General features: G+C 38.4%; 24 protein-coding genes. 19 read left to right on the forward strand and 5 right to left on the reverse strand.

Annotated elements, in window-relative coordinates; translation table 11 throughout:
- The first annotated feature begins 4 nt into the window (after nt 1–4).
- The 4 genes from folE (at nt 5) to PH210_RS05305 (ending at nt 2,746) form a co-directional block, all read left to right on the forward strand.
- Nucleotides 5–643, forward strand: coding sequence for a GTP cyclohydrolase I FolE (folE, locus tag PH210_RS05290; RefSeq protein WP_289983610.1), 639 nt, complete (start codon nt 5–7; stop codon nt 641–643).
- Between the two features lie 156 nt (nt 644–799).
- Nucleotides 800–1,123: a heavy metal-binding domain-containing protein gene (locus PH210_RS05295; RefSeq protein ID WP_289983611.1), complete on the forward strand. Its 324-nt coding sequence runs from the start codon at nt 800–802 to the stop codon at nt 1,121–1,123.
- A gap of 2 nt (nt 1,124–1,125) precedes the next feature.
- Nucleotides 1,126–1,356, forward strand: a complete 231-nt coding sequence (locus PH210_RS05300) for a hypothetical protein (RefSeq protein WP_289983612.1) — start codon at nt 1,126–1,128, stop codon at nt 1,354–1,356.
- Between the two features lie 205 nt (nt 1,357–1,561).
- Entirely contained in the window at nt 1,562–2,746 is a 1,185-nt protein-coding gene (locus PH210_RS05305) for a cytochrome P450 (protein ID WP_289983614.1), read from the forward strand.
- 171 nt (nt 2,747–2,917) lie between these two features.
- Here the strand turns inward: PH210_RS05305 and PH210_RS05310 are convergent, their stop codons facing one another.
- Nucleotides 2,918–3,097, reverse strand: coding sequence for a YjcZ family sporulation protein (locus PH210_RS05310; protein ID WP_289983615.1), 180 nt, complete (start codon nt 3,095–3,097; stop codon nt 2,918–2,920).
- A gap of 459 nt (nt 3,098–3,556) precedes the next feature.
- Here PH210_RS05310 and PH210_RS05315 point away from each other — a divergent pair, with 459 nt between their 5' ends.
- The 5 genes from PH210_RS05315 (at nt 3,557) to PH210_RS05335 (ending at nt 8,597) form a co-directional block, all read left to right on the forward strand.
- A complete protein-coding gene (locus tag PH210_RS05315; RefSeq protein WP_289983616.1) occupies nt 3,557–4,177 on the forward strand; it encodes a nucleotidyltransferase family protein in 621 nt (206 codons plus the stop codon).
- A 110-nt stretch (nt 4,178–4,287) separates the two neighbouring features.
- Nucleotides 4,288–6,450, forward strand: a complete 2,163-nt coding sequence (locus tag PH210_RS05320) for a xanthine dehydrogenase family protein molybdopterin-binding subunit (RefSeq protein ID WP_289983618.1) — start codon at nt 4,288–4,290, stop codon at nt 6,448–6,450.
- Nucleotides 6,447–6,923 (forward strand): (2Fe-2S)-binding protein, encoded by a 477-nt coding sequence (locus PH210_RS05325; RefSeq protein ID WP_289983620.1) that lies wholly within the window; start codon nt 6,447–6,449, stop codon nt 6,921–6,923. Before PH210_RS05320 ends, PH210_RS05325 begins: the two co-directional genes overlap by 4 nt.
- Nucleotides 6,908–7,777: an FAD binding domain-containing protein gene (locus PH210_RS05330; protein WP_289983622.1), complete on the forward strand. Its 870-nt coding sequence runs from the start codon at nt 6,908–6,910 to the stop codon at nt 7,775–7,777. The genes PH210_RS05325 and PH210_RS05330 overlap by 16 nt, the downstream gene beginning before the upstream one ends.
- Nucleotides 7,778–7,805: 28 nt before the next feature.
- Nucleotides 7,806–8,597 carry an XdhC family protein gene (locus PH210_RS05335; RefSeq protein ID WP_289983624.1) on the forward strand — a complete coding sequence of 264 codons (792 nt, stop codon included), beginning with the start codon at nt 7,806–7,808 and terminating at the stop codon, nt 8,595–8,597.
- Between the two features lie 327 nt (nt 8,598–8,924).
- On the opposite strand, the gene PH210_RS05340 is transcribed toward PH210_RS05335, so the two are convergent.
- Nucleotides 8,925–9,161, reverse strand: a complete 237-nt coding sequence (locus PH210_RS05340; protein WP_289983626.1) for a hypothetical protein — start codon at nt 9,159–9,161, stop codon at nt 8,925–8,927.
- Between the two features lie 163 nt (nt 9,162–9,324).
- The gene (locus tag PH210_RS05345) at nt 9,325–9,591 is read right to left on the reverse strand and encodes a PAS domain S-box protein (RefSeq protein ID WP_289983627.1); all 267 of its coding nucleotides are present in this window, start codon (nt 9,589–9,591) and stop codon (nt 9,325–9,327) included.
- A gap of 64 nt (nt 9,592–9,655) precedes the next feature.
- Between PH210_RS05345 and PH210_RS05350 the strand changes: the two genes are divergently transcribed.
- Nucleotides 9,656–10,159 (forward strand): hypothetical protein, encoded by a 504-nt coding sequence (locus PH210_RS05350; RefSeq protein WP_289983629.1) that lies wholly within the window; start codon nt 9,656–9,658, stop codon nt 10,157–10,159.
- Between the two features lie 231 nt (nt 10,160–10,390).
- On the opposite strand, the gene PH210_RS05355 is transcribed toward PH210_RS05350, so the two are convergent.
- Entirely contained in the window at nt 10,391–10,999 is a 609-nt protein-coding gene (locus PH210_RS05355) for a TetR/AcrR family transcriptional regulator (RefSeq protein WP_289983630.1), read from the reverse strand.
- Between the two features lie 122 nt (nt 11,000–11,121).
- Between PH210_RS05355 and PH210_RS05360 the strand changes: the two genes are divergently transcribed.
- The 3 genes from PH210_RS05360 (at nt 11,122) to PH210_RS05370 (ending at nt 13,984) form a co-directional block, all read left to right on the forward strand.
- Nucleotides 11,122–11,691 (forward strand): cysteine hydrolase family protein, encoded by a 570-nt coding sequence (locus PH210_RS05360; protein ID WP_289983632.1) that lies wholly within the window; start codon nt 11,122–11,124, stop codon nt 11,689–11,691.
- A gap of 105 nt (nt 11,692–11,796) precedes the next feature.
- The gene (locus tag PH210_RS05365; protein ID WP_289983788.1) at nt 11,797–13,008 is read left to right on the forward strand and encodes a multidrug efflux MFS transporter; all 1,212 of its coding nucleotides are present in this window, start codon (nt 11,797–11,799) and stop codon (nt 13,006–13,008) included.
- A gap of 163 nt (nt 13,009–13,171) precedes the next feature.
- Nucleotides 13,172–13,984, forward strand: a complete 813-nt coding sequence (locus PH210_RS05370) for a protein phosphatase 2C domain-containing protein (RefSeq protein WP_289983634.1) — start codon at nt 13,172–13,174, stop codon at nt 13,982–13,984.
- Nucleotides 13,985–14,024: 40 nt separating this feature from the next.
- On the opposite strand, the gene PH210_RS05375 is transcribed toward PH210_RS05370, so the two are convergent.
- Nucleotides 14,025–14,642, reverse strand: a complete 618-nt coding sequence (locus PH210_RS05375; protein WP_289983635.1) for an NUDIX hydrolase — start codon at nt 14,640–14,642, stop codon at nt 14,025–14,027.
- A 229-nt stretch (nt 14,643–14,871) separates the two neighbouring features.
- On the opposite strand from PH210_RS05375, the gene PH210_RS05380 reads away from it, so the two are divergent.
- The 6 genes from PH210_RS05380 to PH210_RS05405 all read left to right on the forward strand — a co-directional run bounded on the left by PH210_RS05380 (nt 14,872) and on the right by PH210_RS05405 (nt 20,682).
- Entirely contained in the window at nt 14,872–15,279 is a 408-nt protein-coding gene (locus PH210_RS05380; protein ID WP_289983636.1) for a hypothetical protein, read from the forward strand.
- Nucleotides 15,280–15,510: 231 nt separating this feature from the next.
- Nucleotides 15,511–17,589 carry an alpha-helical endospore appendage domain-containing protein gene (locus tag PH210_RS05385; protein WP_289983638.1) on the forward strand — a complete coding sequence of 693 codons (2,079 nt, stop codon included), beginning with the start codon at nt 15,511–15,513 and terminating at the stop codon, nt 17,587–17,589.
- A gap of 603 nt (nt 17,590–18,192) precedes the next feature.
- On the forward strand, nt 18,193–18,426 hold the full coding sequence (locus PH210_RS05390; protein ID WP_289983639.1) for a hypothetical protein: 234 nt from the start codon (nt 18,193–18,195) through the stop codon (nt 18,424–18,426).
- Between the two features lie 126 nt (nt 18,427–18,552).
- Complete coding sequence (gene spoIIP / locus PH210_RS05395) at nt 18,553–19,704, forward strand: stage II sporulation protein P (RefSeq protein WP_289983640.1); 1,152 nt, start codon at nt 18,553–18,555, stop codon at nt 19,702–19,704.
- Nucleotides 19,705–19,845: 141 nt separating this feature from the next.
- Complete coding sequence (locus tag PH210_RS05400) at nt 19,846–20,016, forward strand: hypothetical protein (protein WP_289983642.1); 171 nt, start codon at nt 19,846–19,848, stop codon at nt 20,014–20,016.
- Nucleotides 20,017–20,514: 498 nt separating this feature from the next.
- Nucleotides 20,515–20,682, forward strand: a complete 168-nt coding sequence (locus PH210_RS05405) for a Fur-regulated basic protein FbpA (RefSeq protein WP_289983644.1) — start codon at nt 20,515–20,517, stop codon at nt 20,680–20,682.
- Nucleotides 20,683–20,898 lie beyond the last annotated feature (216 nt).

Consider the following 20,898-nt stretch of genomic DNA (forward strand, 5'->3'; position numbering starts at 1 on the left):
AACTATGTTTATAAAAGAGTTAGAGTCTCTTTCTAATAAATTTCCTGGAATAATTGGTGATCCTTACTCTAGGGACAATCAAAATAATGTTCAGGTTTTTAAGATCTTGTCAGCCCTTAGAGACCTGATTGAATTATGCGGGGATGATCCTGATCGGGATGGCCTGGAAGAGACGCCGCATCGCGTGCTAAAAGCATTTCTTGAGTATACGGAAGGAAACCGGGAAGACCCGAAAATTCATTTAGAGAAAACGTTTGATGTAAATCATAAGGAACTAATTCTAGTGAAAGACATTGAATTCCATTCACTTTGCGAGCACCATTTTGCGCCATTTTTCGGTGTAGCTCATATAGGTTATATACCCCATGAAAAAATAACAGGTCTGTCCAAATTGGCACGCTTAGTGGAGGGATATGCTAAGAGATTTCAGGTACAGGAACGTCTCACCAACGAAATTGCCGAGGCAATCGAGGAAATTCTTCAGCCAAGAGGGACGATGGTCGTCATTGAAGCCAAACATATGTGTATGTGTGGAAGAGGGATAAAAAAATCGAACGCTTCCACTACTACCACCGCTTCTCATGGTGTATTTGCTGAACAATCAGATGCCAGAGCTGAGTTTTTATCATTTTTACAAAGATAAAGTAAACTCCTTCAGTCATTAACTGAAGGAGTATTCTTTTTTTATGTTTGCAGCTCTTGGAATATTTTTGGACTAGCTGTAAACTTTTAACGACAATTGTAAATATTCCCTTTATAATGAATAGTAGATTAATACTTATTAAAAAGGGGAGTATGTATGTTAGTAGTATCGAAAGAGCAAATCGATGGCTATAAAATTAAAGAAATAAAAGGGGCTTGTTTTGGCCTGGTCGTGAGAAGTCGTGGTTTTGCTGGTCAGCTGACTGCAGCATTTAGGTCACTTGTGGGCGGAGAAATACATGAATATACGGAAATGCTTGAGGATGCCAGAAAACAAGCCATGGACAGATTAACGCAAAACGCTCATGCCATGGGTGCGAATGCCGTTGTGATGTTTCGATTTGATTCAGGAGAAATTGGCCAAAATATGAGCGAAATAGTAGCCTACGGGACAGCGGTCGTAGTTGAAAAGGTAGAGTAAAAATGAAATGGGTTTTGTATTATCTTGTCTTTCAAATTTGTTTAGTACTTTTCTTTTGGATTTATTCCAAACGTAAAGATAGACGCTATAAAGATAATGTTGATGATTTATCACTAGATTTTGAGCCAACACAAGAAGTGTTTATTGATCCTGTTTCAAAGGTAAAAAAACGTGTTTATGTGAATCCCAAAAACGGAGAACGGATATATAAAGAAGAAAAAGGTGAAACATAGATAAGTAAGTGATTGTTTAACAAAAGGATTTTCTCCTTCTATTTATTTGAAAAGTCCTACATTATATACTGTTAAATTTAAAGTGACCCTGAAGCAATAGGGAACATCATCCTAAGTGCAATTCCAAAAATAAGTCATTAATATAGAGGTTAGGTTATATTAATATTGGTAGACTTAACTATCATTAATTAATGGGGCTGATACAATGGAATCATTCTTTTCACCGGAAATACGCCGGAATCCTTATCCAATGTACAAAATGATGCGTGAGACACAACCGGTACTATTCTTTGAACCCTACAACATCTGGTCTGTTTTTCGCTATGAAGATGTTAAAACAGTCCTATCAGATCATACTCGATTTTCATCACAATACGTTGATAAAAACTTGCCACAAGCAACTGTCTCCATGCAAACCAGAATGAACTCCAGTTTGATTACGAGTGATCCGCCACGACACACGAAATTGCGTTCACTTGTCAGTCGCGCTTTTACTCCACGAGCAATTGAAGCACTTGAGCCGCGGATTCATGACATTACGAAGGAGCTTCTTGACCGAATTGCAGATAAAGAAGATTTTGATCTTGTACAAGACCTCTCTTATCCTCTACCTGTTATCGTCATAGCCGAAATGCTCGGTATTCCAAGTGGGGACCGCGAACAATTTAAGTATTGGTCAGATGAAGTCGTTGCCTCCGCAGATCAAGCAATTGGTGGAACGAGTGCAGACTCGACAAAAGCACACCAGGAAATGAATGAATATTTCCGAAAGATTATTACCAAACGAAGAGAAGATCCACAAGGTGATCTTATCAGCGCCTTAATTCAGGCAGAGGAGGATCATCAGCAGCTAAGCGAAGAAGATGTATTATCGTTTTGCTGGCTCTTGCTGGTTGCCGGTAACGAAACAACAACAAATCTAATTAGCAATACGGTCCTTACCTTATTGGAGCAGCCGGATGAGTTGGAACGACTTCGCAACAACTTGGACCTACTACCTTCTGCAATTGAAGAAACGCTGCGTTATCGTTCTCCAGTGCAAGCCATGTTCCGATTTGCGAAACAGGATATTGAAATTAGCGGCACAACTATTCCTGAAGGAAGTCGAATCATCGCGTGGATCGGTTCTGCGAATCGTGATCCCGATAAGTTTGCGAATCCGGAACAATTTGATATGAATCGAAAATTGAATCCGCATATAGCATTTGGTCATGGTATTCATTTTTGCTTGGGCGCCCCATTAGCTCGAATGGAAGCAAAAATTGCCTTATCGTTGCTGCTATCTAGAATTCCTCATTTCGAAAGGATAAATGATGAACCGCTGGAAATGGCTCGTGGATTTATCGTGCATGGTGTGAAGAATCTTCCACTAAAAATCGTTAAAAGATAAAAATGGTTCAATTATGTAGTTCCTATGTCTTTTCTGGACATGGAACTTTTTTATTTCAAGAAACACCTTACTACCTCTTTTTTAAATTCCTTCCCCCAACCAGTCAATTTTTGTTAAGGGAATAATCCTCACTCTGGATTATAGAGGAGGATTATTTAATAGAGCTTATTTTCAGCAGAAACAAACTGCACCAACAATAATTAATAAAATGAACAGTACTACGATGATGATAAATTCGTTGCATCCATGAGCAGGAAAACAACCTCCATATACAGGCGCTGCACAGCCGTAAGATAATGCTGGCTGAGGAATAACATTAGAACCAGCAAAATGTGGTATGGCATTATCCATTTTTTTACACTTCCTTTCTGAAGATGGAAAATAACTTAGACATTACACTATATAATACACACAGAAAGGATATTAGAGCCCGTCTATATCAAATATGGGCAGAAGTATAGAAAATGTGTTATGGCCCAAAAGAAATATTTTGACCAGAAATCAAAATAAGTTAATAGAAAAGGAGAAAAGCTCTCAGTTTCAGAATGGGATCGGGTGTTAAAAACCTCTTTGATCGACCGTTGTCCGATTACTAGATAGGTTTTGTCCTTCATGTACCCTATGAAGGACATTTCTCCCTATTATAAGAAAAGGCATGAATTAATGTTTCATAGATTTAGATTTAATGGTTGATTGTCCTAAAGAATTAGTTCATCAAAAAAGATACCGGCCATAAAATAGAAAATAAGAGTTGAAGAAATGAACGATTACCATTTAGGTCTAGGAAACTGATAGGTAGAAGGTGATATTATGGAAGCAATTATTCTAGCAGCAGGTTATTCCACCCGGGCCAATGCCTTCAAAATGACCTTGCCACTGGGGCAAATGACCATATTGGAGCAAACGATATCTAAATTTGAAGGTGTATGCAGCAGAGTGATCGTCGTAGCTGGGCATCAAGCGGAATTGATTCAAAAGGAGGTGGCAAAACTCCGCAGTAAAAATGCTTTCTCCTTTCAGTTCAAGTTTGTATACAATGATAACTTTAACCAGGGAATGTTTAGCTCCATTCAAAGGGGCTGTAACGAGGTAAATGCCCCTGACTTCTTTATCACACCCGGGGATTGTCCCCTTGTAAAAAAAGAGACGGTTCATCAAATAGCCAAACACAAAGGAGATGTAGTGATTCCGAGCTTTCACTATAAAGGCGGCCACCCTATCAAGTTATCAAGTAATGTGAAACAGAAAATTCTCGAAACCAATCCTGAAAGTAATTTGCGTGTGGTTTTAGGCGGTTACGAAAAAACATACCTGAACGTAGACGATCCAGGTGTATTAATGGACATTGATACGATTGAAGATTACCAAAATGCGATTAAATATGATAAAGCTGAATGTTCTAGATATTTTTTGAATAAAAATGAATCATAGAAACAGGTCCAAAATCCAAAGGGACGGTTCTCATAGCTTAAACCAGATTAGTTAAGACGAAAAGAACTGTCCCTTTGCTCCACAAACAATGTGTCGAAGGATGTGTTGCAATGAGTCTCAAAGACATAAGTACCTCAGTGCCCAAAAAGGATCATAAAGGTAAAGTATCGGGCCAGCTGCCCTATATTAGTGACGTGAAAGTGGAAAATATGGTGTATGGTGTTTTGGTTCGGTCGCCAATTGCTTATGGAAAAATCAAATCCATTCAATTACCAACTCTTCCGGAAGGGTATGAAGCGGTAGGCGCCGAGCATATATCTGGACCAAATTATGTGAAAATTATTCAAGAGGATCAGCCCATTTTTGCCAATGAGTGGGTTAATTATATTGGCGAGCCGATACTCATGCTTGTTGGAAAAGACCTGAATACCCTCTACCGTTTGTTAGATGAAGTGAAGATTGATTTTGAGGAACATCAAGCTGTCTATACATTGGACGAAGCAATCCAACAAAAATCGGCAACCGGGATCACTATGGCAAGCTATGAATTCGGGGAAAGCTTGGAGAACATATCAGCGATTGAGCAGGGAGCCCATCAAATCATCGAAGAAGAATATGATACGGGTTATCAGGAACATGTTTACCTTGAGCCGCAAGGAATGCTAGCCATTTATAGGGAAGATGAAATTGTCGTCCAGGGATCGATGCAATGTCTTTATTATATAAAAAATGCATTGATTAGCGCGTTAGACTGCGGGGCGGATGAAGTCCGGGTGGTACAAAGCCCGACCGGAGGAGGCTTTGGCGGCAAAGAAGAGTTTCCTTCAATGATGGCTTGTCACGTAGCCGTTGCGGCAAAAGCCGTCAAAAAATCGGTGATGCTCGTATTCGACCGATCTGAGGATATGGTGGTGACGACGAAAAGGCATCCGGCCAAACTCAATTATCGAACGGCCCTTGATAAGGAAGGAAATATTTTAAGCATGTGTGTGGACATCTACCTCGATGGCGGAGCGAATGCAGGATTGAGCCAAGTCGTGCTGCAGCGTGCCTTAATAAACAGTGCCGGTGTTTATAAGATTCCACATTTCCATGCTAAAGGCTATGTTTTAAAAACCAATACCGTTCCGAACGGCGCCTTCAGAGGCTTTGGTGCGCCGCAAAGCTTTGCCGGAATTGAAAGCCATATCGGACACCTTAGTAAACTAGGAAACTTCGATCCGTTAGAATATAAACGAAAATACCTCGTCAAACAAGGAGACCCCACCATCACCAAAGGAATATTCCGAGATCCAATTTTAGTCGAAGATATGATAGAGGACCTGCTTACCGCGTCACAATACAAAACGAAAAAAGCGGAGTTTCAGCATAACAATCCACAAAATCTGCGCTATAAAAAAGGCATTGGAACTTCATTGTTCCTCCACGGCTGCGGATTTACAGGCAGCGGCGAAAGAGATCATATTAAAGCAACGGTCAAGCTGCTGAAATCAAAGGACGACCTGGTTTCGCTAAAAATCTCCAATTCTGACATGGGACAAGGAATCTATACGACATTGAGTAAAATTGTTGCCAAAGAACTCGACCTGCCGTACGAAAGAGTTTTGTATCCTGATCCCGATACAAAAGAGGTTCCAGACTCCGGTCCGACTGTTGCCTCGAGGACGACAATGATTGTCGGGAAATTGCTCGAACGGGCCGCCAAAAAACTGAAGACTCAGTGGCAAAGCGGAGTGGAACAGGAAGCCGTGGAGCATTATGTTCACCGAGAAATGATTCCATGGGACGAGAAAACCTTTACGGGAGATGCCTACCCGGCTTATTCCTGGGGTGTGAATATTGTGGAAGTGGAAGTAGATACGTTAACAGGAAATGTAAAGCTAGAAAAAGTATACGGCAATTATGAAGTCGGGAAGGTTATCGATGAACGGATTATGAAAGGCCAAATTGACGGCGGTTTGGCTCAAGGGTTAGCGTACGGCTATTTGGAAAAAATGACGTCAAAGGAAGGCAGAATCCAACAAAAAAGCATATCGGATTATGGCCCGCCAACTGCAATGGATGTGGTGTCCATCGACAGCAAGGTCTTTGACAACCCTTATGCCGATGGTCCATACGGGGCGAAGGGTGCAGGTGAATTGACGTTAATCGGCGGCGCTCCTGCTGTCCAGGCAGCGATCGAGGATGCACTGCAAACTTCTTTTCAGCAAATTCCGATTACACCGGAAGTCATTATTGAAAGCCTTTGGAGGAAAGAAGGTGAAGGTGATTGATTAAATTTACCCTAAATGGAAGAATCGTAGAAACGGACGCACCTCCTACTGCAAGATTACTAGATTTAATTAGAGATGAGTTTGAGTTAATCGGAACAAAGGAAGGCTGCGGGGAAGGGGAATGCGGGGCCTGCAGTGTGTTTGTCAATAACCTCCTGCAAAACAGCTGCCTGATTCCGATTGGCGCGATTGCCGGTGCCGATATTCAAACGATTGAAGGGATCATGGAAACGGAACAATTTAAGCTTTTAGACGAGAGCTACTCCAATGCCGGAGGAGTGCAATGCGGTTATTGCATTCCAGGGATGATTATGGCTAGTGCCGCTTTGTTATCCAACAATCCTCATCCCACAGAGGCAGAAATTCGGGATGGCATTTCTGGAAATCTGTGCCGATGTACCGGCTACAATATGATCGTGGATGCGATTAATCTGGCAGCGAAAAAAGGTGACGGCCTATGGCAGAAAAAATAACCGCCTATCGCTTCGATTGTTTAGAGCAAACCTTGAGCCAATTGAATAAGGAAGACTGTGCGATTATCGCCGGAGGCACAGATGTCATGGTTCTTCACAAAAGCCGGAGGGGCGTACCACCGAAAATTCTTAAATCGGTTGTTTTTATTGATCATCTTTCCGAATTAAAGCAGGTAAATCAAAATCAAAAGGATCTCCACATCGGAGCCTGCTGCACCTATAGTGAATTATTAGAACATGCGTTAATTCCTGTTGCTTTAAAAAACGCCATTAAATCCATTGCGGCCCCGGCTATTCGAAACCGGGGAACCTTAGGAGGCAATATTTGCAACGCCTCCCCAGCTGGTGACACGCTTCCATTATTGTATGTATATAATGCAAAACTTCGGCTCCGCTCCGTCAACGGTGAACGGATCGTGGCGATTAACGATTTTATTCAAGGGCCGCGGCGGGTGCAGCGCGATCCTAATGAAATCGTAACGGAGATTATCCTCCCCTCCGTATTAGAGGAAGATGCGCATGTCGTTTTTGAGAAGGTCGGCAACCGTAACGCAGATGCGATAGCAAAAGTAGGGTTTGCAGGCTATATCCGGATCAATGATGCTCGAATCGAAGATGTTCGCTTCGCCTTCGGGGCGGTCGGACCGACGATGGTTCGTTCCCTAAATATTGAGAAGAAGCTGGTTGGAAAAACCCTCCCATTAGCCGATTCAGACATTGCTGAGATTGTGGCAGACTTTGATAAAATCATACGGCCAATCGACGATCAGCGCTCCACGGCCGTCTACAGAAAAATTGTTGCGTTAAATCTATTACGCTATTTTCTTAGCTTAAAGCAATATCAAACGAAATGATTTTTTCAAAAAAGGGGGAGGGCTATTCATGCTACTAATGGAAAAAGTCGCCATGCTGACTCGTCAAAACGAAACCTTTGCTTTAGCTATGATAATAGAATCCAAGGGCTCGACTCCCAGGCATGTTGGAAAAATGATTGTATACCGTGATGGGTCGATTGAAGGGACTGTCGGTGGGGGCTTGGCTGAACACTATATCATTGGGGAAAGTGTAAAGGCCATCCAAAACGGCCAATCGAAAATCGTTGAATATAAATTGAATCGACATGCAAAAGACGGAATTCAAATGAGTTGCGGCGGAACGTTACGGGTGTTTATTGAAGTCTATACAAGCAGGCCTGAACTCGTTCTATGTGGAGCTGGTCATTTAGGCCATGCCTTGGCAAAACTCGCGGATTTCCTCGAAATTCCTTATTGCATTGTGGATGATCGAATTGGTTATTGTACGAAGGAACGTTTTCCGAATGCGACCAACCTTTTTGTGGACGAAGATATAGAGAAGGCTTTGCTTGCAGCCAATCTTAATGAAAAGTCATATGTGGTGATTGTAACAAAAGATGGTGATGATATTGTCTTAAAAACAGCACTGCAATTCCCGTGTGCCTATGTCGGAATGGTCGCCAGCAAACGCAAGGTCATACACGTTTTTGATAAATTAAAAAACGAAGGGGTCACCGAGGAACAGCTGGAGAGGGTCCATTCCCCAATCGGATTAGAAATGGGGGCGGAAACAACACAAGAAATTGCTATCAGTATTATCGGGGAAATCATCCAGGTGAGCAAGGGGAAAAAGCCTTTGAAAGTGAAACAATTAAATTGATAAATGAATTTAATAGTTGAATTGATCCAGAATTCAAAAATATTCATCCAATCGATCCTAGGAACCAGTGAAAACCATTTAACATTTTTCCGAATTTGCAAAAAACGCCTTCAAAAGTCATTTTTGAAGGTGTTTTTTTCGTTTCGCTCAAAAAAAGTCCTCAAAAATAAAAAAAGAAGCTCATTTTAACCCCTCAATCTCGTTTTCCGATGGATCGGGTAAAAACAAAAGGACAGTTTAAACTTACAAGCTGTCCTTATCAGTAATTTACTTAAGCAGGCAAAGAAGTATCTGCATTATCAGAAAACGACTTGCTCATACCTTTATTTAAAAGAAAAAGAAGAAGGGGTCAAAAAAGAAACACTTAAATGGACAGAAGAATGGACTAAAAAACGGAAAAGCATATCCATCACCCTTATTTGAGTAGGAAGAATCTAATTCCTCAATTTCCAACCCATCTTTTTTAACACTTACGACTTTACCTACGACCCATTCTCCATTTTCATGTCGAAAGCGTATGACCCTGCCTTCTAAGTGCTTTGCACGTTCATAATTTAATTTCACTTCAAACGACCTCCTTTCTATATTAGACTTGCTATATAATATGAAAGGAAGTATTAAGTTGCTAGGGTATTCTACTATTTCTAGTATCTATTAAACCGTTAATTTGAGAATGCTTTAAATTAAAACAAACAATTGAAGAAATAATAGATGTTTTCTTGTTGAACTACTGATGCAAGTGTTGAAGTTGCAGTCGACCATTCTTAGCTGCATTTTTTCTTGTAGGAAACAGATCAGTCGTCGATTTATTCAAAACGTCCTTCTTGGTAAGTCCGAACAAATCGGTAAATCCTTTACTCACCATTGTAATGGCTGGATGTTTATTCACGAGAATAATAGCATCATAGGCAAATTCGAATACAGAGGATGTTAAGGAGCCATGGAAAATTAATTTTAAATTATTAGCAAGGACTCGATAATTTGTCCCTTGCAAATAGTTGTCCTTTTGCATTAACTAAAGTATTGAAAGAATAAACTATTGAAAGGATGATTCAATTATGGCGATTTTTCGTACAGGCCCATTTCTTATTCCCAATTTCACTCTAGGTACGCACCCTATAAATATTATAATCGTGACATTAAGCAATCTAACCAATCGAACACTTAATGTTAGGGCTATGATTAAGCAATCTTCAACTTCTTCAGATCCAGTTGATTCCCCTGTTTCATTTTCCCCGCTCCTTCCGGCAAAGGATATATCACTTCCACCGAACACAGTATCGAGAATGGCTGTTCCTTTGTCTGTTACCAATCCAACAGAATCAAATACTACACAACCAAACAGTCAGCGGATTTTATCTGTTATTGTCAGCGGTGACATCCGAAAATCAGGTGACCTCGTTCAAGTGACGGTTGCAGGGGGCTCTTCATCTGATGGTTATTCACTCGATATTTCCGAACCTACGTTGTTCTTTCGACATAGTGACTTTGTAGAAGTTCATCATTACCATCCATTCCCTTTTTATCATCCTCTAGATCCTAAAAATGTTGAAAACAATTAGTAAAAAGAGTAATTACACAAATTTTCCATCACTCTAAACTTTAATAAGTCATCATCAATAAAGGAGTGATGGAAATGAGCACCTTGTTATATTGATTGGAACTGAAGTTAATACATTTGTTATGGATGGAAATTTTCTTAGTACATAGCATAACGAGTTTATATATAGCAGATAAAGGAGGCGCAATTCTTAAAAAGAATGCGCCTTTTGGGAGGATATAAATTACTCGAATTATTTGACAATAAAAGTAATGAATAGCAATTCCAAAATTTCCTCAGGTGAGTACCCACGTACATCCTTTTGAAAAAAATACGAATCGCTGCTCAATGCCATTAGCACCATATCCGCTTTAAAAGCACTTTGCGAATAGGTGTTTTCGTTTGCTTCCATTTCGTCAAATAGTTCGACCAATATCTGATGTAATTCAGCATATAAAGGGCTTTTGGTTCGCGGCTTAAGGGGATTCGTTGACTTGGCTTCCTCGACTCCAGTAAGCAGCTGTGCTTTTTTTTCCCTAAAACGAATAAAAAAGCTTAGGATTTCTTTCAATTTTTGATGGGGCGGTACTTGACCGTTCTCCTTCAAGTATTCTTCAATATCCTCGAAAAAAAGATCCACACTGTCTTTTATCAAATCTTGGCATAGCTCACCTTTGTTTCGATAACGGCGATAAAGTGTTCCCGGACCTATTTGTGCTTCGGTGGCAATCTGATTCATACTTACCTGTTCAACACCAAATTGCTCAAATAGTCTATGGGCAGTATCCAATATAAGCTGACGATTCTTGGCCGCATCACGACGTTCGGTCCGAATACGGGGTGTATTCTCGTCATTTATCATGCTATCACATCCTAAAAAATTCAATACATATCTTGAACTTGACAAACGGAGAGGTCTCCATTTAGTATTAAGAGGAGAACTCTCCGCTTAATTTTAACCCAATAGGGAGGAACTGACAACATATGCAAAATCAAAATAATAAAAGCGCATTGTTAGTAATGGATCTGCAGAATGGTATTGTAAGCCGATTTGCAGAAAATACAGATGTTCTTCAACCATTTCAGAAAGCTATTGATGCAGCTCGTCAAAACGATATCCCTGTTATTTTTATTCGAGTAGGATTCAGCGAGGGATATCCGGAAGTCAGCCCACAAAATAAAGCATTCTTTGCTATTTCTAAAAATGGAGGCATGACCCTTTCTGATTCAGCCACACAAATTCACGAAGCTGTTCAGCCTAAACCAAATGAACCCGTTATTACGAAGTATCGATTCAGTGCATTTGCAGGCAGCAATCTGGAAGTCATTCTTCGTGCCCAACAAATCAACAGACTTGTTCTTAGCGGCATTTCTACCAGTGGAGTTGTTTTATCTACATTGAGGGAAGCGGGCGATAAAGATTTTGCTATTACAGTGCTTTCGGATGCTTGTCTCGATGCTGATTCTGAAGTTCACCGCGTTCTCATGGAAAAGGTATTTCCACGCCAAGCAGATATTCAGACTGTGGACACTTGGATTAATACATTAAATTGAAGTAATCAATTATTAGAAAGAATCGTGTAAAACCAACAAGCGCCTCTTAACTCTAAGAGGTACTTGTTGGTTTTTTATAACAAAAGGAAAGGACAGCGTCCATTTATGCCAATTTGGAAAAGGAATTTAATTGTCTGTTGGTTTGGAATGTTTATGTCCAGTATAGGGATGAGCCAAATAGCGCCTGTATTACCTCTGTATATTAACCATCTCGGAGTCCATAATCCGGCTTTAATTGCTCAATATTCGGGTTTTGGGTTTGGCGCTACTTTTATCATTTCAGCTGTGTTTTCACCAATTTGGGGAAGTGCGGCAGATAAGTACGGACGAAAGCCCATGCTCATGCGGGCGAGCCTTGGGATGGGAATTGTTATTGGATGTATGGGGTTTGCACACAATGTCTTTGAACTAATTGGATTAAGATTATTGCTAGGTGTGATTTCAGGTTATGGATCTGCCTGTACAGCTTTGATTGCGACTCAAACAGATAAAGAACATGCAGGATTTGCGCTGGGTACACTTTCAACTGCAGGTACAGCAGGTTCATTGATTGGTCCGATGATTGGTGGTTATTTGGAAGAGACCACGGGATTGCAAAATGTATTTTTTATAACAGGCGCTTTGTTGCTTATTTCCTTTATTGCCACTGCTATTTTTGTAAAGGAAACCTTTAATCGCCAAGATAAAAAAGTACTTCCTATTAAAAAAATATGGAGTCAGGTTCCAGAAAAAAGTTTAACGATAACTTTATTTGTTACCTTCTTTATCCTAACTTTTGCCCTTTATTCGATTGAACCGATCATTACAATCTATATTACATTATTAACAAAAAACTCAAACCATGTTGCTTTGTTAGCCGGAATGACATTCTCGGCAGCGGGACTGGCTAGTATCCTGGCAGCTCCAAGACTTGGCAGATTATCGGATAAACTTGGAGCACAATATGTCATCTTTGCTGCACTTATTGTGGCCGGATTGATGTTTATACCGCAAGCATTTGTAAAAAATCCCTGGGAGTTAATGGGGTTACGATTTATGATAGGATTAGCATCAGCAGGACTAATGCCTTCTGTAAATACATTGCTTAAGCAAATTACACCAGATTTCCTTACGGGCAGAGTGTTTGGCATTACCATGTCAGCGGGGTATTTAGGGGTATTTGGAGGAGCAACTTTAGGGGGACAGATGGCATCTTATTTTGGAATCAGATCAGTGTTTCTTATTACGGGTGCCTTGTTACTAATGAATGCAGTGTGGGTATTTTTTAATGTCTTAAATAAAATGAATCATAAAGAAAATCCTTCATACCATTCATAAAAATAAAACGTAGAAATACATTTAAAACCAGCGAACAGTCCAGCACTGTTCGCTTTTCTCTAACTTAAAGTGAAAAATTGGATGCACTAAATTCCGCCAATGGGGATTTACTGTAGAAAAAGTGTTTTTTTAAATAAAAATGTAAAAAAGAGGTGAACAACCAATGAAGGTTGAGTCATTTTTAAGGGCTGCCCCACAAAAAGGTGTAAGTGAAGATTCAGTCTTATTAAATCAAGGCTTAAATGTTTATGGTGTTTTTGATGGGGTTACACCTCTAATACCATTTAAGGATGAAAACGGAAAGAACGGTGCATATTTAGCAGCTAATTTATTTAAAGATTATTTCTTAAGACTCTACCGAAGTAACCTTTCGTTAGTTGAAGGAATCGTAACCGCGAATAGAATGCTGAGAGAACAAATGAAAAAATACAAGGTGGATCAGGCAAAAAATGAAAATCTTTGGTCAACATGTGCGGCAGTGATAAAAATTGAAAAAGACGACAGGATTTCTTATGCCCAGCTGGGTGACTGCATGATCATTGCTGAGTATCAAAACGGTATGATACAAGCCTTAACAAGGGATACCGTAAAGGATATAAGTAAAAGAGCAAAAGTATGGCGAGAGGAACAAAGAAAACAAGGAATGAACTTACCAAGTGAGGAGTATTTTCAGGATATTACTAAACAGCTTGTCTTTAATCGATCATTGGCGAATAAACAACATGGTTACACGGTAGCGAATGGAAAGGAAGAAGTGATAGATTTCATTCAGCATGGTCAAGTAAATATTCCTGAAATCAAAACATTATTAATGATAACAGATGGGCTTTTTCACCCCAATCTTTCAATCGAAGAAACTTTTAAAAAGATTCAAAGGTCTGGTATTGACGTTTATTCCCTAGAATTAGAGCAATTTGAAAAAAAAAATCATCTGCGTCAAGATGATAAAGCGGGGATCATTATTAGATTTGACTAAAAAAACTGTTTAAGAGGACCGTAACGATAGCAAAATGAATTTAATCAAAATAAACGGTTTCTTGTGGATTTTTTAAGTATTGAAAAGCCATTTCAATTTGTGATAATGTATTCCGGGCTGTTGAGAGAGTCGGGAGTTCGTTTTCAGCAAAGAACTTTACTTCACTTGTTTCAACGCCTTTGGACGGCTTTCCTCCTATTATTTTACAAAGGATAAATATTTTATAAATATGAAAAGCTGAAGGAGGGTGCGGATGGCATTTATTATCGGTTACAGCTAATAATTTGATTGCTTTCACATCGAATCCCGATTCTTCTTTTACTTCCTTAACAGCAACTTCGCTTAGGGTAAGTCCAATATCAGCCCAGCCGCCGGGTAATGCCCAGTTTCCATCGGAATTTTCCTTAACCATCAGTATTTTATCATCCTTAAAGACTACTGCTCTAATATCGACCTTAGGTGTTGCATAACCTTTATCGCTAGCAAATAAATCCTTGATTACTTGCCTTTCCATATTTGTGCAATGGGCTAAGATATCCACGCTAATATTTCTTATTAACTCAAATCTCTCCAAGTCATAAACATCTTTTGAATACGTTAATCCCGTCTGAGCAATAGACTGAAGCTGCTTTGCCCAATCGAGCCATTTAGGTTCCAAAATCAACACCTCCTTTTAGTATATTAATACTTTACAATACTATTTATATTAATCTAGCAAAAATCTGGTACAACTCCTGTACTAGATTTGAAAATAAAGTTTAATAAAGAAAGCCATAGGGACGGTTCTCATGGCTCAAAGGAAGTAATTTTTCAGACCGCAAGCACCATCTCTTTTTTTCCTCATATACATGAAAAGATTTACTGATTAAAGAAAGGGGGAGGCTGCATTGTATCCAAATTATCCTTACCAGCCTTTCTATCCATATTACTATGACTACAGACAAGGCCTATTCTCAAAAATTCTTGCTTGTTATCACCAAAAGCGATGGATCAGATTATCTTTCCGTGATGGAACAACAGTTGAAGGTTTTATAAAGACGTATGATCCTTTAAAGGGAGTATTAATTTATTTTCCTCTGCAAAGATATACAATTTCGTGTGACGGTGTAAAGGTGGATTCTTTGCAAAAAGCTCAAAATTGTATTGGTAAAAGATCAACTCTGACACTTCCAAACAATATAAGCCTTTCATTTTCAATTGAAGGTGTTGACCAAAATCAAAATATTGGTGGTTGGGTTAACATAAATGAATTAATGGCGGTATCTGGACAGGTAATGGATGCCAATTGTATTTAGTTGGGATGGCTAAAATGAGTCAAAAAAAAATTTTCGGATTTTGAGAAAAACGCTTTCATTTTTGAAGGCGTTTTTTTGACGTTTCGCTCAATCCATAAAATCCCTAGGGACATTGGAATAACTACATATATTTGTTTGCTATTTCAATCAGGTGAAACACCTAAACAAAAAAGACAACCCTCGAATAACGTATCATAATAAATCAGAAATATATAAGGAGTGAGAACTTAAATGTCTTTTCCTAATACCCCTCCTGAGGGTATAAATCCCATTGAGGGTTTAGATTCTGAACAAGTAGCCCTTTTGCTGCTTGTAAGCATCGCATTTGAAGAACTTGGGTTGGCCCATTTAATAAATACAGAAGCAGAAAAGCTTCAAGGAGCTATTGGTACGCTTGAACCAGTAAATACACAAATTCAAGCTAGAACTTTAGCTGATTTATTAGAAGCTAACAGTGAAGTGGAAAAAATGCTGCAAACAATTATCAAAAAAGAAATGTTACTCCAGTTTAAATTTGAAAATATACTTGAATTTCTTTCAACGTCAACTAGTACATCAACATCGACTTCTAGTACCACAACAACCACAACGACGACAACGACAACAACAACAACAACCACAACGACGACAACAACAACAACAACAACAACAACAACAACAACAACCACAACAACAACAACAACCACAACAACAACCACAACAACAACAACTACTACCACAACAACCACAACCACAACAACCACAACAACCACAACAACCACAACGACGACAACAACGATTACCACAACAACCACAACGACGACAACAACGACTACTACAACAACTACCACAACGACAACCACAACTACAACTACAACTACAACATCTACCACAACATCTACTACGACCACAACTCCATGCCCGCCGATAGTACTCACTTGTGGTAATGGCAATATAGGAACTGGTACACCAGGTGAAAGGCAGGTAAACAATCCAGCACAAGATGTTGGAGTACCGGATAATAATATTACTCAGAGTGAAACCAGCCTGGCAGCTTTCGGTCCCTTTATTTTATTCGGATTTAATGACACGAACCGAGATCAAATTGATGGCAATACATCTGGCTTTGCCTTCTCCAGTGACGCTGGAAGCACTTGGAGTGACTGCGGCGATATGCCTCAAAATCCTGGTTTCTCAAACCAAGGAGATCCCGTTATCGCGGTAGATGCCCAAGGGGTATTCTACTATGCACATTTAGGAGTCACGAGTTTCAATCCTCTCCAAGGAATTATTCAAATCAACACAGCAAATGTTAACCCGCTAACCAGATTAATAGAGGTTCGAAACCCATTTGTAGCTGGAGTAGGTCCGTCCCCTAATAACTTTGAAGACAAACCATGGATTACCGTCGGGCTGGATCCCAGCAGACCTGGCCAACAGTCATTATATGTAACTTGGACAGATTTTGATGTAAATGGTAATTCTAAACTACGTTTCTCCAAATGGACTACTGGATGCAGCCCTCAGCCCTTGATTGACAGTAAGGACGTGCTTATAAATGGAAATCCTGTTATTGGGATGCAGGGTTCCTACCCACTTGTAGACAACGATGGCAACTTGTATATTTTCTATGAAGATTTTACTTTCGGTCAAACGAATTTGGATGCAGCAATTCGTGTGGTCAAATCACAAGACGGTGGGGTAACTTTCTTTAATCCGATCCCAACAGGAGATCCCATTTCCCCTGTCAAAATAATAAACACAATGTGTAATTGTAATAATTGTAATCTGTCTGCAATTGTGATTACCCCAACAAAGCAGATTCGAATGAATGAGTTTCCTCAAGCTGCAGTGGGTCCGGGTCCGAATTCGAATCCGAATAATACCTTATATGTGGTCTGGAACAGCTTTGAGACTACTAGCTATGACGTTAGACTTGCATTTAGCACTGACGGAGGTGCGTCTTGGAATGTGAGAAATATTGCCAATTCAAGTTTCAATGAATTTTTCCCTTCGGTGGCAGTGAATGCCCTTGGTGCCCATGTTCAATACACCCGTTTCGTAGATCCTCTAAGATTTGCCTTATTTAAACGCACCTATGATCCTGTAAACGATACAGTTAGTGCTGAAACCATGTTAAGTACTGCGAACCCGGCCTCCATGGTACCGGATACCGCTCCTACTAACTTTGATTCGGGGGTCGGACCATGTTATATGGGTGACTATAATCAGATCATTGCCGGACCTGGAACAACATTATATCATGCGTGGAGTGATAATCGGAAAAGCGATAACGGAAACAATCCGGATGTGTTCTTTATTCAGTCATAAGAAGAAATAGCTTATTCATATAAAGGGGAAGAATATTTTACCTGAAAACATTAGTAATAAAAGGACCTCCAAAAAGTGGAGGTCCATTTTTTTTTTGAGCAATTAATACCCACTGATAATTTTCTTGATACAGCACTTCGAATAAATTTGTAACACAATTAACATAAGCATGCTTCATTTTTCAGAATATTATGTAACAACCTGATTCGCACACAAGGGTTGGCGATATTTTAAGAGAAAACACGGAAAGGGGGATTTCTAATGGATATTTGCATTTCATGCGGAGAGGAGTTATGCATTCTGGAAAGAAATCGTTCGGAATGCTGGGAATGCAGGGACACAACAGCGGAGACTTATTCTGAATCGGAATGATATATGTAATTAATGAAGGAAAACGTCAGTTATCAACAGGGATTACTGAACAACAATAAAGGAATTTTAGCAAATTGTTCTATTTGTGTAACTAATATGTAAAAAAGCTATGATAAAGTAAACTATACCTCCTACCATATCAAAGCCAGCTTTCCTTTTATTAAGGGTGCTGGCCTTCTTTTTTCATTTAGAAGTTCGTAGGTAGAACTGAAACAGTGGAGTGGATAATAAATGCAATCTTATGAAGTTAAGTGGATGAATAAAGGAACTACAGGAACAATGGTTGTAAAGTGGTGGATAGATAATGGCAGGGTTAAGGTTAAGTTGTATGGAGAAATACCTGACGTCTTCGATTTAGATAATAAGTATTTAAGTAAACGTTCTTTAATAGAATTTTACGAACTTATATATGCATATGAGATTGAGAAAAGGTTCAATGAATTAGGATATGATCCAAACTACTAAAGGTAATGCATCTATAGTTTCTTCTGCCACTGTAATACTAGTAACTTTTTTGTAAAATCAAAAAACTATATTTCTCCTCTTTAACTCCTTATTAATTCATATACATAAGATAAGGAGGTATTTCCGATGAATCCAAAAATAATATTTTCACTAAAATTAATTTATCGCTCGGTTTTAATTGTTCTGGTCATGTTTTTCATGATTTCATTGGTTGTGGTATTAAATATAAATATTTCCTCCCTAAAAATGAGTAATTCTATTGGAATAGTAAATGGAGAAAAACTGTTTGTTCAATTTTTCAAATTAGAGAATCATACCTTTTTCCCTAAATTGAAAAGCCCTGCATTTACCATGTCAAAAATGTCAAATTTAGCTTTCCAGGTTGCAACAGCGATTAAGCCAACTGATTCAAGAACGCTTTTAGGGAACGAAATCCCTGGATTAAGAGTTTATGATACAGAAATAGTAGTAGGAGGAGAAGGGACCAACTTAACTAATCTACCATCCGAATCATCCCCTCCAAATAAGGTTTTACTAAATGAGAGGAAAGCACATGAAGAACTATTAAAAGAGAGTCAATCAACCGATGACAATAAACCTCTTCCAGACCCAAAAAATAAAACAGTATTTATTTACCAAACTCATAGTTGGGAGTCATTTCTTCCCCTTTTAAATGATGCTGAAAAACCCGACGACGCCATAAGCTCTGATGAAAGAGTAAATGTCATTGGATTAGGGAATCGATTAGCCAAAAATTTAATGAGTAAAGGTATTGGTGTTGAGCACGACAAAACAAATATGACTCAAGAGTTACTGAAAAAAGGATGGGAATCAACCAAAGCATATACAGAATCCCGGGAGATTGTAGAAGCAGCAGCCAAAAATAATCAATTAAAATATTTGATTGATATTCACCGTGATTCATTGCGAAAACAAATTACCACTAAAACTATTAATAATAAAAACTATGCAAGGATCAATTTTGTAATTGGTCGAGAAAACAAAAATTATCTGGAAAATCTAGAATTGGCCAAGGTTTTAAACAAAGAGTTAGAAAAAAAGTATCCTGGTATTAGTAGAGGTGTGTTCCTTAAAACTTACAAGGATGGTAACGGTGTTTACAATCAAGATATATCAAATCATGCTATGTTGCTTGAAATTGGTGGTGTTGACAATAATTTGAGTGAACTTCATAATACGATCGATGCATTTTCAGAGATACTTGCAGATTATTATTGGAAATCCAATGAATCAAAAGAGGTAAATGGGCATGGATAATAAGCATCTTCCATCATCTGAAAAAAAGGAAAATAAATTAATGATATCCATTTAGCAGGAGTTTTTAGATAATTGGAGAATTACTAGTTTTATAGTTAATATTCTGAAAATTTTTATAAATTAAACTAGGGGTGTTCACACATGTATAATGTCAACAAAACAGGAATTTATTTAAATTCAGAAAAGAGACGATGGGAATACTGGTATGTTGGTCCAAATGAATTACGAATTCTAGTGTCCTGGTTGAGCTGGACTGCAATTGAAGAATATGGCCAATGGGAAAAAAACTGTTTAGTGGAAAAAGCAGGATGAATTGACTATCGCTATTACATTAACATATTATTTGAAGCAAAAAACGGAGAAGCCACTATTTCTCCGTTTTTTTTTGCATTTTAAGATCATTTTAAATTTACTACAGTATGACAAGTTTTTCTTTTTTTATAGAAATTTAACAATTCAATTAAGTCTTGTTAATTCCAGATAAAACGACAAATTTTTAAAAGATTGCTTGCCTATAATTGAACTGTCAAAGGGAAAGGAGTAAAAAATATTTGCTTTATAGTGGAGGAAATATTAAATGGCGATTGTAATTTGGTTAAGCGCATACATTTTGGTTTCACTTAGTATTGTTTGGCTTATTAATTTGATTTTTAATCAGTTCCATGATAAAAAATTTGACAAATCAAGAAAATAAACAGAAGGCCAATAGGTTGTTAAGGATCAAATACATAGATTAAAAAACTAATAGAAAGTGATATTCTATGAAATTTGTCCAGAAGACAAAAAAGTTAAAAATGAGGTGTTTAAAAAATGGGAAATTTACTTCGAAATGCTGTTTATTTAAAAAAGCAAAATTTAATTAATAAGCTAATTAAAATTGGAATTTATAAAAAAAATAGCAAACAACTATATGAATTAACATTGAGTGAACTTGAAAAAGAATACAAATTATATTTGGACACGAATGGCCTTGCTTAATTGGAAATTAGCCCCACTTCACCTTCCTCACGTACAAAATCCTATAAATGAGTTTTCTATAAAATTATTCAAATAGTGACCATCAACTTTAACATAGTGGGTCACTTTTTGTTTTTGGGCAGATAATAAATGCACTTGTCAATAATTTGGTGGCGATTCTGCAATCCTCTAATTCTAATCAATAAGGGTATGCAAGGATTACATTGGCGATATCCT

The sequence above is a fragment of the Paenibacillus sp. BSR1-1 genome (assembly GCF_030403775.1).
In the GTDB taxonomy this organism is placed as follows: domain Bacteria; phylum Bacillota; class Bacilli; order Bacillales; family Cytobacillaceae; genus Neobacillus.